The sequence below is a fragment of the Pseudomonas phoenicis genome (genome assembly GCF_047302395.1).
Taxonomy (GTDB): Bacteria; Pseudomonadota; Gammaproteobacteria; order Pseudomonadales; family Pseudomonadaceae; genus Aquipseudomonas.
The window spans coordinates 3,963,900-3,978,816 of the sequence record NZ_CP154852.1 but is presented as its reverse complement, the minus strand read 5'-3'; the positions used below and the strand labels follow the sequence as shown (position 1 = coordinate 3,978,816).

General features: G+C 65.7%; 11 protein-coding genes. 5 read left to right on the top strand and 6 right to left on the bottom strand.

Annotated features, from left to right (window positions below; translation table 11 throughout):
* Positions 1 to 31 precede the first annotated feature (31 nt).
* The 4 genes from AA0Z93_RS18105 to AA0Z93_RS18090 form a co-directional block, all read right to left on the bottom strand.
* Complete coding sequence (locus AA0Z93_RS18105) at positions 32 to 2,395, bottom strand: DNA polymerase II (RefSeq protein WP_413047586.1); 2,364 nt, start codon at positions 2,393 to 2,395, stop codon at positions 32 to 34.
* Positions 2,396 to 2,484: 89 nt separating this feature from the next.
* Entirely contained in the window at positions 2,485 to 3,213 is a 729-nt protein-coding gene (locus tag AA0Z93_RS18100; RefSeq protein ID WP_413047587.1) for a hypothetical protein, read from the bottom strand.
* Positions 3,214 to 3,410: 197 nt separating this feature from the next.
* Entirely contained in the window at positions 3,411 to 4,202 is a 792-nt protein-coding gene (hisN, locus tag AA0Z93_RS18095) for a histidinol-phosphatase (RefSeq protein WP_413047588.1), read from the bottom strand.
* A gap of 74 nt (positions 4,203 to 4,276) precedes the next feature.
* A complete protein-coding gene (locus AA0Z93_RS18090) occupies positions 4,277 to 5,602 on the bottom strand; it encodes a sigma-54-dependent transcriptional regulator (RefSeq protein ID WP_413047589.1) in 1,326 nt (441 codons plus the stop codon).
* Between the two features lie 330 nt (positions 5,603 to 5,932).
* On the opposite strand from AA0Z93_RS18090, the gene AA0Z93_RS18085 reads away from it, so the two are divergent.
* The 4 genes from AA0Z93_RS18085 (at position 5,933) to AA0Z93_RS18070 (ending at position 10,447) form a co-directional block, all read left to right on the top strand.
* Positions 5,933 to 6,199, top strand: a complete 267-nt coding sequence (locus AA0Z93_RS18085) for a hypothetical protein (protein ID WP_413047590.1) — start codon at positions 5,933 to 5,935, stop codon at positions 6,197 to 6,199.
* Between the two features lie 298 nt (positions 6,200 to 6,497).
* Complete coding sequence (locus AA0Z93_RS18080; protein ID WP_413047591.1) at positions 6,498 to 8,147, top strand: MFS transporter; 1,650 nt, start codon at positions 6,498 to 6,500, stop codon at positions 8,145 to 8,147.
* Positions 8,144 to 9,274: an HlyD family secretion protein gene (locus AA0Z93_RS18075; RefSeq protein ID WP_413047592.1), complete on the top strand. Its 1,131-nt coding sequence runs from the start codon at positions 8,144 to 8,146 to the stop codon at positions 9,272 to 9,274. Before AA0Z93_RS18080 ends, AA0Z93_RS18075 begins: the two co-directional genes overlap by 4 nt.
* A 198-nt stretch (positions 9,275 to 9,472) precedes the next feature.
* Positions 9,473 to 10,447, top strand: a complete 975-nt coding sequence (locus AA0Z93_RS18070) for an endonuclease (RefSeq protein WP_413047593.1) — start codon at positions 9,473 to 9,475, stop codon at positions 10,445 to 10,447.
* A 183-nt stretch (positions 10,448 to 10,630) separates the two neighbouring features.
* On the opposite strand, the gene AA0Z93_RS18065 is transcribed toward AA0Z93_RS18070, so the two are convergent.
* Positions 10,631 to 11,710: a metal-dependent hydrolase gene (locus AA0Z93_RS18065; RefSeq protein WP_413047594.1), complete on the bottom strand. Its 1,080-nt coding sequence runs from the start codon at positions 11,708 to 11,710 to the stop codon at positions 10,631 to 10,633.
* 226 nt (positions 11,711 to 11,936) lie between these two features.
* On the opposite strand from AA0Z93_RS18065, the gene AA0Z93_RS18060 reads away from it, so the two are divergent.
* Positions 11,937 to 12,695, top strand: a complete 759-nt coding sequence (locus tag AA0Z93_RS18060; protein ID WP_413047595.1) for a PIG-L deacetylase family protein — start codon at positions 11,937 to 11,939, stop codon at positions 12,693 to 12,695.
* A gap of 252 nt (positions 12,696 to 12,947) precedes the next feature.
* Here the strand turns inward: AA0Z93_RS18060 and AA0Z93_RS18055 are convergent, their stop codons facing one another.
* Positions 12,948 to 14,630, bottom strand: a complete 1,683-nt coding sequence (locus AA0Z93_RS18055) for a sulfatase-like hydrolase/transferase (protein ID WP_413047596.1) — start codon at positions 14,628 to 14,630, stop codon at positions 12,948 to 12,950.
* Positions 14,631 to 14,917 lie beyond the last annotated feature (287 nt).

The following is a 14,917-nucleotide window of genomic DNA, read 5'->3' as shown; positions in this document are numbered from 1 at the left end:
CGCAAGCGCCGGCTGGGGTGCTTATGTCGTGTCAGAACAGCGCCATCTGTCGCCCCACCAAAGCGGCGAAATCATCGTCGACGAAGGGCAGGATGGCATCGGCCACAGGCTTCAACTGGCGGTCCAGGTAATGGTCGTAGTCCGGCGCCGATTGCAGGGTTTCCAGTGGCTCGGGGCCGGCCACGGTCATCACGTAGCTGATCCAGCGACCGCCCTTGTGATACTGCCGCGCCCGCCCCTGGGCGGCGCTGTCGGCATCGGCCAGGCGCGCCGCGCGCACGTGGGGCGGGACATTGCGCTGGTAGTCGTCGAGCGGGCGGCGCAAGCGTTTGCGGTACACCAACTGCGCGTCCAGCTCGCCGGCCAGGGTGCTGCGCACGTAATCGCGCACGTAGTCATGGTAAGGCTCGTCGCGAAAGATTCGCCCATACAGCCCTTGCTGAAATTGCTGGGCCAGCGGCGACCAGTCGCTGCGCACCGACTCCAGCCCCTTGTAGACCACCTGGAACTCGCCGTCTTCGCGCTGCACCAGCCCTGCGTAGCGCTTCTTGCTGCCTTCGTCGGCGCCGCGAATGGTCGGCATCAGAAAGCGCTGGTAGTGGGTCTCGAATTGCAATTCCAAGGCGCTGTCCAGCTGCAGGGTCTCGGCCAGGTGCTGGCGCCACCACTGGTTGACCTCGCCCACCAGCGAACGGCCGATGGCGGCAGCGGCCTCTTGGCTGTGCGGGCCTTTGAGCCAGACGAAGGTGGAGTCGGTATCGCCATAGATCACCTCATAGCCACGCGCTTCGATCAGCGCACGGGTCTGGCGCATGATCTGGTGGCCGCGCAGGGTGATCGACGACGTCAGGCGCGTATCGAAAAAGCGGCAGCCGTTGGTGCCGAGCACGCCGTAGAAGGCGTTCATGATGATCTTCAGCGCTTGCGACAGAGGCGCGTTGCCATCGCGCTTGGCCTGCTCCCTACCCCGCCATACGCGCTCGACGATCGCCGGCAGGCAATGCTGCATGCGTGAGAAGCGCGCACCGCAGAAGCCTTCGACCGAATGCGCGTCGTCAGGCTGGTGCAGCCCTTGCACCAGCCCCACCGGGTCGATGAGGAAGGTGCGGATGATCGACGGATACAGGCTCTTGTAGTCCAGCACCAGCACCGAGGCGTACAAGCCCGGCCGCGAATCCATGACGAAACCGCCCGGGCTGTTCTGCTCGGCACTGCTGCGGTAATTGGGCGCGACGAAGCCCTGGCGGTGCATGAGCGGCAGATACAGGTGGGAAAACGCCGCCACCGAACCCCCGCTGCGGTCGGCCGCCAGGCCCGTGACGCTGGCGCGCTCCAGCAGGAACGCCAGCAGCCTGGTATGGGCGAAGATCCGCGTGACCAACTCGCAGTCCTTGAGGTTGTAGCGCGCCAGCGCCGGCTTGTCCTCGGCGAACATACGGTTGATCTCGCCCATGCGCGAATAGGGCGTGGCGATCGCCTTGCCCTCGCCGAGCAGGGTCTGGGAAACGTTTTCCAGGCTGAAGGAAGGAAAATTCCAGGTCGCCGAGCGCAGGCCTTCGATGCCGTCGATCAACAGGCGCCCGGCCGCGGCGGCGAAGAAGTGGCTGCGGCTGTCGTTTTCGCGCAGGCTCATCGGCTGGCCGTCGCGGCCCAGGTAGAGTTTCACCTGATGCTTGTCGGCCTGGGTTTGCAGCACCCGCAGGTCGAACTGCACCACGTTCCAGCCGATGATCGCGTCCGGGTCGTGGCGCGCCAGCCAGTGGTTGAGCGCGGTGATCAGCTCGGCGCGGGTGGCGCAGTAGGTCAGGTCGAAATCCTGAGGCTCGTCGGGCCCATTGGCCGGGCCGAGCATGTACACCTGGCGCTGGCCGCAACCCTCCACGGCGATGCTGTACAACTCGCCGCGCTCGGTGGTCTCGATGTCCAGCGACGCCAGGCGCAGCGCCGGACGGTAGTCGGGAGCCGGTTTGAGCTGGGCGTCGCACAGTACGCCATGGGCGTCGGGCCGGCCGGTGAAGGACACGCCGGCGGTGATGAAGCGTTCCATCAGGTAGCGGTCGGGGGGCTTGATGTCGGCTTCGAACACCTCGATGCCGGCGGCGCGCAGGCGCTTTTCCAGTTGCAACAACTGGCGGTACTGGAGGCAGTACAGGCCCAACACCGGACGCTGATCGAAGTCGCGCAGCGCCAGCGTACGTAGCTCCACACCCGCCTCGCCGGCGATGACCGCCTGCGCCCGCGCGCGGTCGGCCTCGGCGAGGAACGCCACCGAAGGCTGTGGGGCCAGGCGCACGCAGCGCGCACCCTGGTCGGTGGCCAGCCAGAATTCGAGCACCGTGCCTTGCGCAGTGTCGTACCAATGCCGAGTCAGGAGAAAGCCCTGCTGTAACGCCAAAGGGGGACCTCAGTGGAAGGGTTGCAACTGGGGCGACCAAGGCCTGTGCCTACAGGTCGCCAGGGAACTGCCGCCAGTCTACCCCTTCCTCACTGCACCGGCAGGAAGTTCATCAGCAGCAGGCTCTGCGCATAGTTCAGGCCGATGCGCCGGTAGCGCTCGTCGAGCATCTGCGCCAGCAAGTCGAGACGGGCGACGATCTTGCCGAACTCCACGGCGAAACTGAGGTTGCTGCCGGCTTCGGAAATTTCGTTGGAAAACAGCAGCAGCACGCCTTGGGCATCTTGCCGCTGACTCAGCATCCAGGTGGCCTTCTCGATGTTGCGCGCGGCGTTGTTGACGAACAGCGGGTCGATGGTGTCGGTGACGAAGAACTCGCTGCGCCCGCCGTGGGCGGTGATGAGCATGCTGCCGATGGCATAGATGAACGCGCCGACGCGGTCGCCACGAAATTCGGGGTCCAGTGCATAGCTCAGGGCCGCCAGGTCGCGGCGTTGGCCGAGTTGCGCCAGGGGTTGGCGCTGCTCGATGGCCTGGCGGATCTGTCGCTCGGCGGTGGCGGCGTCGAGGTAGCCGGACCGTTTCCACTGGTTGGGGTTGCGCTGGTAGAGCTTGTTCATCAGCAGGTAGAGGCTGTCGAGGTTGTCGCGCATCGACAGCGTGGCCATGCGATCGACGCTGGTCTGGAACAGCTCGCTGGGTTTGCCGTCACCCAGTTGGTGGAGGATGTCGCGGCCTTGGTCACGGGCGCAGCCGCCCAGGCTGGCGATCAGGCTAAACAGCAGGCAGGACACTGACAGATGGGTGCGAACGGGCATCGGGACCTAATCGATATCGGGTGGGCGCACCGGGGGTCGGTGCGGCCTGGCCAGACATAGAGCCTTGCACGGGGGAAAAGTGCGGTGCCCCTGCCTGACGCAGTGGCCAAGGCATCGTGTGCGGTCATTGGCCAGGCCCGGTCGGCCGATCCCCGAGGCCGTGGGCCGGGGTCCAGGTCAGCAGGCGCGGGCCGTCATCACTTCACGCCCTGCAACAGCGCCAGTACCTGCGCGTGCAATGCCGGATCGCCGCAAGCCACCACACAGCCGCCGTTCTGCGCCGAGCCGCCGTCCCAGGCGGTCATGACGCCACCGGCGCCTTCGATGATCGGCATCAAGGCCTGCACGTCGTAAGGCTGCAGGCTCGCCTCGACGATCACGTCGACGAAACCGCTGGCCAGCATGCAATAGGCATAGCAGTCGCCGCCATAGCGCAGCATGCGGACCTTGCCGGCCACCCGTTCGAACGCCGCTTTCTGCTGGGCGCCTTCGAACATGTCGGGGGTGGTGCACATCAGCGAGGCGGCGCCAAGGCTCGCGCAGGCCCGCGTACGCAGACGACGTTCGCCGAGCCAGGCGCTGTCGCCGGTACCGATGAAGCGCTCGCCGGTGAAGGGCTGGTTCATCACCCCCAGCACCGGGCGCTTGCCGTCGTTCAAGGCGATCAACGTCCCCCACAGCGGTAGGCCGGTGATGAAGGCGCGGGTGCCGTCGATGGGGTCGAGCACCCAGGTCAGCGGGCTGCTGCCCTGCGCCGTGCCGTGCTCTTCGCCAAGAATGCCGTGGCTCGGATACTTCGCCTGGATCAGCGCGCGCATGGCCTGTTCCGCAGCCTTGTCGGCCACGGTGACCGGGTCGTACAGCCGCCCGCCCTTGTCCTCAACCGCCAGGCCCGCCCTGAAGTGCGGCTGGATCGCGTCGGCGGCGGCATCGGCCAGCGTTTCGGCGAAGGCACGGAATTCGCTCATCTGTTCGGCGTTCAAGGGCATGGCGGTGGGGCCTCGCTGCGGTAGGGGGCAGGCATCATACCCCACGTCCCCTGCCCCACGCAGCCGCAGGCGGGTCAACGGATGTGGTGCTTGCGCAACAGACGGTAGAAGGTCGGACGCGATACGCCCAGCACCCGTGCGGCCAGGCTGAAATTGTCGCTGTGGCGATCGAGCACATCGCGCAGCGCCTGGCGCTCGGCACGCCGTTTGTAGTCCTCCAGCGTGCCGAGTGGTTGCGCATCCTGTGCGCAGGCCTCGAGGCCCAGGTCCTGCGCTTCGATCTGCCGCCCCTCGGCCAACACCAGGCCGCGACGCACCCGATGAGCCAGCTCGCGTACGTTGCCCGGCCAATCGTGCCGAGCCATGGCCGCCAAGGCGCTGTCGCTGAACGAGCGCGGGCTGCGCCCGGTTTCCAGGCTGTAGAACCGGGCGAAATGGCCGGCCAGCAAGGCCAGGTCGCCGTACCGGGCACGCAGCGGCGCGATCTCGACGTGGAGTACGTCAAGCTGCCGATAGAGGTCTTCACGGAAACTTCCGCGTTCGACAGCCTGCACCAGATCGCTGTCGGTGGCCGTCAACAGCCGCACGTCCACGGCGGGCGGCTGACTGCCGTCGAGGGATTCGAGGCGTTTTTCCTGAAGGACGCGCAGCAGGCTGGCCTGCATGCCCAGCGGCAAGTCGCCGATGGCGTCGAGAAACAGCGTGCCGCCCTGCGCCGCCTCGATGCGCCCGATCTGGCGCTGGTGGGCGTCGGCCATGGCGCCCTGCCCCTGCCCGAACAGCTCGGCTTGGAGCAAGTGCTCGGGAACGGTCCCGCAGTTGAGGGTCACGAACGGCCCACGACGGCGTGGCGACTGGCGATGCAAGGTCTTGGCCACCAGGTGCTTGCCGGTACCGCTCTCGCCACGGATCAGCACGGGCGCGTCGGTGGACGCCAGCTTGCCCAGCAGCCTGCGCAATTCGCGGATCGGCCGGCTGTCGCCGAGCAGTGGGTGGTCGGTCAGGTCGAGCGAGGCAACGCCCCTGCCGCGCAGACGTGCCATGCTTTGGGCACGACCCAACGAGAGCAGCAAGCGGGCCACGTCGAACGGCAAGGTGTGAAAGTCGAAGAACCATTCGCAGACGAAGTCGCCCAGGTTGTGCAGACGCAGTTCTTCGGCGCTGAGCACGGCGATCCACTCCGTGTCGCTGCGCTTGATCAGCTCCTTGACTGCGGCCGGATCGCGCAGGTGCGCGGCGCGCAGGCGCAATACGCCTACATCGCAAGGCTGCCCGAGCGATTGCTCGAGGGTCGAAGTACTGACGTCCCAGCCAGCGTCGAGCAAACCCGGCAGTAGCCGATGGCACTCGTCGCACGGGTCGACGATGAGCAGGCGAGGTAGTGGCGCGGTATCCGGCATGACCAATCCTTGGCGTCGGTTTAGGGTTTTCCAACGGAAACAATCAGTTGCGACGCCTGAACAAAAGTAGCAATTAATTGACGATGCCCCATGACCGTTGGTCCGCCATGTCTCAGCCGCATCATCGTCTTGGGAATTTTTCAAAGCCGATCGCGTCACACGGGCGCGCCTTGAAACTGCCCTTGTAACCGTGCGTAAAAGTTTTTTGCAAAAGGTGTGACTCAGCGGCTGGCGCCGCGCATCACTACCAGTAACCCCGCCCAGTGGCATCCGATTCGGACTACCGAGCGGACACCTATTCGCAGTACAGGAACCAAGAGAGAGCTACCCATGAACGCCCCGCTCCGTGTCAACGAAGCACTGCTGATCGCCGACCACGCTTTCGAGCCTTTCCAGTGTGTCGCCTGGGATGCGCCCAACGGTACTGGAGAGCTGAGCCTGGCGGTCATCGACCGGACCAACACGCGCATCGGCAGCAAGCAAGTGTCGTCGCGCACCTACTCCGACCTCGCGCAATGGGGCCGACTGATCGAAGAAGTGCGTGCCGAACTCTACAGCAAGGGGTACGACCTGCAGCCTTGGTCGATGCCCAAGTAACTGCCGTTCTGAAGATCCGTCGTCCGGGTGCGCCGTTTCTCGGCATGTCGCTGCATGCGAGACGGCGCCTCGGCCTGGTGCCCATCGCACTCGTCCCGCTTCGAACGCATCGGCGACGCACTGCGCTCCCGACAGCGCGCTACGCTCATTTGAGCGTCAGTCTTCTTCGATGATGAAGCCTACCCCTGTGTCCGCACAGCGTTTGCCGCGGACCACCAACCGCCCGTGACAGAATTTTTCCCCCGCCCGTCAGTCCATTAGACTCCATCCCACGCCTCTCAGATCGCGCAGACCTGCCATGGACAAGTACGCCCCCCGCCAGTGGCAAGAGCACGAACGCCCGGTGCTGCCCGGCTCGCCTTCCACGCCGCTACACGCGCCGAGCAAACGTCTGGCCTATGGCCTGGTCGGGCTGCTGGTGGCGATCACCGGCGGGCTGGGCAACGCGCTGGTCACCGCCAACCTGGTGTTCCTGCAAGGCGCGCTGGGTGCGACCAGCGCAGAAATGGCCTGGTTGCCGGCCGCATATGTGATGACCAATGTGTCGATGAACCTGCTGCTGGTGAAATTCCGCCAAGAATTCGGCTTGCGCGCGTTCACCGAGGTGTTTCTGGTGCTGTACGCGCTGGTGACCTTCGCCCACCTGTTCGTCAACGACCTCAACTCCGCCATCGCCGTCCGTGCGGCCCACGGCATGGTCGGCGCGGCGCTGAGTTCGCTGGGGCTGTACTACATGATCCAGGCGTTTCCGGCCAAATGGCGCTTGCGCGCCATGGTGCTGGGCTTGGGCGCCTCGCAGTTGGCCCTGCCGCTGGCGCGGGTGTTCTCCGAAGACTTGCTGCAGATCGCCGAATGGCGCGGGCTGTATCTGTTCGAACTGGGCCTGGCGATTACCGCGCTGGGCTGCGTATTGATGCTCAAGCTGCCGCCTGGCGACCGCTTCAAGACCTTCGAACCGCTGGATTTTCTCACCTTCTCGCTGATGGCCGGCGGCACCGCCCTGCTCTGCGCGGCGCTGTCGTTGGGGCGTATCGAGTGGTGGCTGGAAACGCCTTGGGTCGGCGCCGCCTTGGCCGCCTCCATCGCGCTGATCTGCGCGGGTCTGGCCATCGAACACAACCGCCGCAACCCGCTGCTGATGACCCGTTGGCTGGGCAGCGCGGCGGTCATCCGGCTAGGACTGTGCGTGATCCTGATCCGTATGGTCAGCTCCGAGCAGTCCACCGGCGCGGTGGGCTTTCTGCAAGCGCTGAACATGGGCAGCGAGCAGATGCGCTCGTTGTACGCGATCATGCTGCTCGGCGCCGTGGCGGGGTTGGCGACCAGCGCCTTGACCATCAACCCGGCGCATCTGATCTGGCCGCTGTTCATCTCGGTGGCGGCCATGGCCGTCGGTTCGTTCATGGACAGCACCTCGAGCAATCTCACGCGCCCGGCGCAGATGTATTTCAGCCAGTTCCTCCTGGCCTTCGGCGGTACCTTCTTCCTCGGCCCGTGCATGGTACTGGGCATCAGCCACGTGCGCGCCAACCCGCGCAACCTGGTGAGCTTCTCGGTGCTGTTCGGGATCTGCAACAACCTGGGCGGCCTGATCGGTGCGGCGCTGTTGGGCACCTTCCAGATCTGGCGGGAGAAGTTCCATTCCAGCCAGATCACCGAGCGCTTGAGCGCCTTCGACCCGCTGGTGGCCGCACGGGTGCAGAGCGGGGGCGCCAGTTATGCCGGGCAGTTCGCCGACCCTGCGCTGCGCAGCGAAGTAGGCACGCGCTTGCTGGCCAACGCCGCCACCCGCGAGGCCAATGTGCTGGCCTACAACGATGTGTTCATGCTGATCGGCGGGGTGGCGATCCTCACCATGCTATGGATCACCCTGCGCAGCCTGTGGGTCTGGTACTCGACCCGCCGCGCCTCTTCTTCCCCTTCCCCAGCCGGTGCCACGAGCCAATGACCCAGGAAGAAACTCCGTCGACCACCACCACTGCCCTGGCCGAGACCCCAGAAGGCAAAGCGCCACCCAGCGAAGCGGCCAGCCCCTCACGCGGCCGGCGGGTGCGCCTGTTGTCGGCCCTGGTGTTCGCCAGCATCGCCTTAGCCGGCGTGCTGCTGGTGCTCTACGCCTGGCGCCTGCCGCCGTTCAGCAGCCCCATCGAGAGCACCGAGAATGCCTTGGTCAAAGGCCAGGTGACGACCATCGGCCCGCAGCTGGCCGGCTACATCGTCGAAGTGCCGGTGCACGATTTCCAGTTCGTCAAGGCCGGCGACCTGCTGGTGCGCCTGGACGACCGTATCTACCGCCAGCGCCTGGCCCAGGCCATCGCCCAGCAGCGGCAACAGGAGGCCGCGCTGGCCAACAACCTGCAACAGCGCCGCAGCGCCGAAGCCACCATCGCCCAGCGCCAGGCTGCCATCGCCGATGCCGCGGCCCAGGGCGACAAGGCCAAGGCCGACCTGCGCCGCAACCAGGCGCTGGTCAGCGACGGTTCGGTATCGCGCCGTGAGTTCGACATCACCCGCGCCGCCGCGGCTGCCGCGCAGGCCAGCCTGGCTCAGGCCAAGGCGGCGCTGGCCATCGCCCGCGAAGACCTGCAGTCGGTGATCGTCAATCGCGCCTCGCTGGAAGCAGCGGTGGAAAACGCCAAGGCCAGTGTGGAGCTGGCACGCATCGATCTGGACAACACCCGCGTGGTGGCCCCACGCGACGGGCAGCTCGGGCAGATCGGCACGCGCCTGGGTGCCTATGTGAACTCGGGCGCCCAACTGATGGCGCTGGTGCCCGACACCCTGTGGGTCATCGCCAACATGAAGGAGACGCAGATGGCCGATGTGCGCGTGGGGCAGGCGGCGAGTTTTACGGTCGATGCGCTCAACCACCGCAAGCTGTACGGCCACATCGAGCAGATCGCCCCGGCCACCGGCTCGGAGTTCGCCTTGCTGCAGGCCGACAACGCCACCGGCAACTTCGTCAAGATCGCCCAGCGCATCCCGGTGCGCATCAAGGTCGACCCCGATCAGGCGGAGGCGAAGCGTTTGCGGCCGGGGATGTCGGTAGTGGTGAGTATCGACACGGCGCAGTAGGTGCTTAGGGCGTTTGGGGCAAGGCGTGGCCTGATCCCAGTTACCCGTCGTTCGGGGGACCAGGATCACTTAACGGCCCAATGGCCCTGATCCAGGGCCTACAGGATGAACGCGCGGACGGGAATGTTTCCGAGATGGGTTGTAGCGCCAAGGCATGTCTATAATGCGCGCCCTCCTTTTTCCGACCTTTTTTCGACCATGATCAAGCTGTTATCTGCGTTAAGCCTTACATTCGCCGTCGCTTTTCCCACTTTCGCAAGCCCTCCGGATACGTTCACCGAAGCCAAGGTAGTGGCCAAGCAGAAGGTCTATCTGGACCAGGCCAGCAGCGCCATGGGTGAGCTGTACTGCGGCTGCAAATGGGCGTGGGTGGGCAAGTCCGGTGGGCGCATCGACGCCGCGTCGTGTGGGTACAGCACACGCAAGCAGGCCAACCGCGCCGAGCGCACCGAATGGGAACACATCGTGCCGGCCTGGACCTTCGGCCACCAGCGCCAGTGCTGGCAGAACGGCGGTCGCAAGCAGTGCGTCGACAACGATCCGGTATTCCGCGCCATGGAAGCCAACCTGTTCAACCTCTACCCCGCCGTCGGCGAGGTGAACGGCGACCGCAGCAACTTCAACTACGGTATGACCTCGGGCGTTGCGCCGCAATACGGCCAGTGCAAGACCCGCATCGACTTCAAGGAGCGCACCGCCGAGCCGCGCGACGAGGTCAAGGGCCTGGTGGCGCGCACCACGTTCTACATGTTCGATCGCTACAAACTGAACATGTCCAACCAGCAGCAGCGTCTGCTGATGGCGTGGGACAAACAGTTCCCGGTCAGCGCGTGGGAAAAGGAACGTGACCGTCGCATCGCCGCGATCATGGGCCATGGCAACCCGTTCGTCAGCGGTGCCCGGCAGTGGACCCAGGGCTATCGGCCGGTTGGCGACGGTTTGGTGAGTGCGTTGCCCAATGCGTCCGCTGGTGCCGGCAAGCCCCAGGCCACCGCCGCCGCCAAGCCGCAGGCCAGCCACGGCAGCATCGTCGGCAACAGCAACAGTCACCTCTATCACCTGCCCAGCGGCTGCCCGAGCTACGACAAGGTGGCGGCGAAGAACCGCGTCAGCTTCGAGTCCGAAGCCCAGGCCCAGGCCCAGGGTTACAAGAAGGCGGGCAACTGCCGTTGAAGCGCGAAGCGCGCTGCCTCGGTACGAGGCACGCGCGCCGCACGATCCCGGCCAAAGCAAGGCCTGGCGGCAGGCAGCGACCTCTGCCAGGCTCGCAATGCGCGCGGCTTTCGCGCTACACGCCCTTCGAATGGCTCGTGCCGTCAGACGCAGGCAAGCCATCCCCAACCCTGATAATCGCGTTCAACGCACGGTCTCGCCCTCGACGCTACGCGCCTGCCAGGCTGCCAACGGCAAAGGCGGCGTTTGGCTGAAGATCCGCTGCCACATCAACGCCAACATCTGCCGGTCGACCAAACCGCCGGCGCGGCTGCTGCGCCAACGCGACGGCTGCACCGCCTGCCACTGCCCTTGGGCATCGCGGCGGGCCATGACGAATCGGAAGTTGTAGTCGCTCGGCGTCCCCATGCGCAGGTCGCTGACCACCAGCGCGTCGTCGATCACGTCGTAGCGCAGCCAGTCGTCGGTGAACCAGCGCAGACGCTCGTGCAGCGCCACACCGGCCAGCGGCTGTGCCGCCTCCAGGTGGCGAGGCTGGCGTTGCATCTCGGGCGGGGCATGGTCGAACAGGCTGCTGACGCCTTCGTAATAGTGCCCGTCAGGGGTGGTCGCCAGCACTCGCCAGATGAAGGTGTTGAACGCCATCGGCACGGCGCGCACGCGCTCGTACGCGATGCCCTGCGCGTCCAGGGCGGCGGCAAAGCGCTGCTCGCTGACCATGCGCGCGCCGACGCCGAAGCCCAGGTACAGCGCGCCGAACACCAACGCTGCGGCGAGCAGGCGACGCGCCCGCTTACCCAGCCCGACCACCGCGGCGTACAGGACCGTCAGCAGCAACGGCACGCTGTACACCGGATCGACGATGAACACCCCCGCCCAGCTCTGCGGCGTGACCTGCAGCGGCCAGAGCAATTGCGTGCCATACACGGTGAAGGCATCGAGCAGCGGATGGGTGACCAGCACCAGCCAGAACGTCAGCAACAGCCGAGGCCAATGGTAGCCGTGGTCCGGCCGACGCCAGCGGGCCAGCGCCATCACTACTGCGGTGAGTACGATAGCAAGGCCGGTCAGCATGAAGAGCGAATGGGAAAAGCCACGGTGGAAGGTCATCTGCGAGACCGGATCGGCGTAGTGCACGAACACGTCCAGATCCGGCACCGTGGCCAGTACCGCGCCATAGGCCAGTGCGCGGCGACCCTGGACGCGGCCCAGCAGCGAGCCTTGCAATGCAGCGCCCAACAGGGCTTGGGTGATCGAATCCATGAAGCGTCAGTTCCTGAGTAGACGGGCGGGCACGCTACTGGGATCGGAAGCGTCAGGCAAAATTCCACACGATCGCCGCGCTCACGCGAACGGCAGGTCGTGCGCTGGGTTGAACTCCGGCGCGCCTGGCGGCCTCTCAAGCACGACACCCTAGGCTGGCTCCAGGCTCGCGTCCCTGCGCAGGCCGAGGTTCGCCGCCGCGTCGCCTGCCCAGGAGCCCTGCCCCATGCACGATGAAAATCTGATCCAAGCCAGTGGCGGTACGCCCTGGCAGCAGTGGCAACATTGCGCGCACCTGGCCCGCGCGGCCTGGACAGACCCGCAGCAGCTATGCCCGCCGGGCCGTCGCCTGGTGCTGGTCGCGCCGCATCCGGACGACGAAATCCTCATGGCCGGTGGCCTGCTGGCCGGCTTCCATGGCCGCGAGGACGACCTGGTGCTGATCTCGGCCACCGATGGCGAAGGCAGCCATCCCGACTCCAGCCAGTGGAGCGAGCGTCGTCTGCGCCATCAGCGTCCACTGGAGAGCCGGCATGCCCTGCAAGCGCTGAACCTGGACCTCAACCGCCTCGACTGGCGCCGCTTGAACCTCAAGGACGGCGGTGTCCAGCGCGACGAGGCGTACTTGGTCAACCACCTCAGCCAACTGCTCATGCCCGACGACATACTGATGGTCACCTGGCGCGGCGATGGCCACAGTGACCACGAAGCGGTGGGTCGCGCCGGCGCACAAGCGGCGCAGGCGCGCGGTGCGCAACTGGTCGAGGTGCCGGTCTGGGCCTGGCACTGGGCCGGCCCGGACGACGCGCGCCTACCCTGGGAGCGCGCGCGGCGTCTACTGGTCGACGAAACCCGTTTGGCACGCAAGCGCCAGGCGATCCATGCTCACGTCAGCCAGTTGAACAGCGACGAGGGGCGTCCGCCGGTGGTGCCTTCCACGTTACTCGACTGCCTGCTGCAGCCGTTCGAACTGGTCTTCGTGTAGCGGGTTGAGGCGGTTACGGTCTTAGGTGCGACCGGCTACGCGTAGCCAACAAATCTCTCAAGCCATCACGCCCGTGTAGGAACGGCCGGTTCGGCGTTCCGATTAGCCGCGATGGCCTGCGCAGCAGGCCCAATAGCTGCGATCAGTTTCCGCCGGATGCTTGGCAGTGCCCGAACCAGGGCGGCCGGTTGGCGGTAGGTGAAGGACAGAAGGCGCCTACCCCTGCCGGTCAGCATTAGCGGATGGCTGCACTTACTCGTCCCGTGCAGCATTCGGCTCGGCCAACCCTTTCAAATCGATGAAGCGAAAATCCGGCTTGGCGCCCAGGCGCGCGTTGTAACGGGCGTTGAAGGTGAACGGGTCGTGGGTCGCCTCGTCCAGGGGCTGCCCATACTGCGCGATCACCGCCTGCCGCTCGTAGCCCATGAGCAACAACAAGGTCGGGAAGATGTTGTAGTGGCTCGAGCCGTTGTGGTTCTGCGCCAGATGCGTCTGCCAGTCGAGCGTGCGCAGGCCGTGCCCTTGCAGCACCAGCAGCGGCACCAGGCCTTCCTCAGCCTGCGGATCGCTGCCGCAATGGGTGTTCAGCCCGGGATTGCCGCGCTGGTGCAGGTCCTGGCCATGATCGGAGGTGTAGATCAACACCGCATCGTTCAACTCGGCTTCGCTCAAGAGACGCCGGAAGAACTCCCCGACGTTCCACAACAAGGTGTTGCGGTAGGCGTTGCGGTAGCGCTGCCAATCCTGGGCGCCGCCCGCGAAGCCGGCCCGCTCGCCCGTATCGGCGATGTCGAGGAAGCGCCCGCGCGGCAGTGCCGGGGTGTAGCGCATGAAAGCGTCCGGGTATTTGTCGTGTACCGGAAAATGCGCGCCGATCTTGTTGAGCACGATCAACTGCGGCGTCGGGCTGTTCAGCAGCCGTACCAACTGCGCCACAGCGGCCATGTCGCGCTGCTGCACCGGCGTGTCATCGAACTGCACGAACTGGTCGATATCGCGCTGCTCCTCGGGGGTCATCAGGTTCTGCAGGGCTCCGCCGGTGCGCTGCCCATCGAGGTAGACCGTACGCAGACCTGCGGCCTTGGCGTATTGCCAGATCGACGGTTGGGTGGTGTTGATGCGCAGGTAATCGGCCCGGGTGCCGCCATAGCGCAAGGTGACGTTGGTGTCGGCGCTGCAATTGGCCGCCGAGGCGGCATAGCCGAAGTTGATCAGCTCGGCGCCGCGCAGGTGTCCGCTCAGGTGGCTGTCGACACCGCCCGGCGTGTTGATGTCCAGATAGTTGCCGGCGATGCTCTCGTCGATCACCAGCACGATATGCCGCGCCGCCACCGCGCCTGGCCGGGCAAGGCTGACGGGCTGACGTGGCCCTACGCTGTCGTGCAGGCTCTCATAGCCGAACAGGGTCAGGTACGCCAAGGGCGTGTACATCACCGGCAAGCCCCGTGCGCCCTCCCCGGCGCGTACGAACAACACACCGATCAGCAACAGCAGCGCCAGCAGCGGCGCCGCCACTGGCAACCCGCGCGGCAGACGCGGCGCGGCAGGCGGGCGCAGGCCGACACCGAGCAGCAGCAACGATGCCCTGGCCGCCGCCAGGCCGATGGCCGCGCCGTACTGCTGCAGCGCCTCGTCGACGAAGCCACCGGCATACACCATCGACACGAACGCGCTGTAGGTCAGGTAACCGTGGGTGATCTGCGTATAGGCATCGAACATCGCCGCGCTGGCGGCGAACGCCAGGGCCAGGCACCAACGCACGAGTGCCGGGCGGGTCCAGGCACCGAGCAACAGCGCGCCCGCCAATACGCCGAACAGCGTCAGGAACATGACCAGCGGCAGGCCCACACCGAGCGCTTCGACCCGCTCGCGGTAGTAGCCGTGGAACGATGCCAGGTACACCACGACCAACAGCAGCTTCAGCCATGTACGCATGATCTGGGGTACTCCGATCAGGGGATTCGACTGGAACCGTAGCACTCCACGGACAAATCACAAGCCAGCAAACGTCAATATTACGTCGATCATACATAGCCGTATTTTGGCGAAAAGGACGAGCCACACTCGCACACTCTATTACTAAGAAATCAGCCTTATCAGCTACTTACACCGCTCATCGGTTTTAGAAAAAATATTCGCCATGGGATTGTCGCGCTAAGTAGCGGATACAAAAGGGATTGATGGCCAAGTGCCGTACCACTGGCCGTTGTAAATGCAGCGAT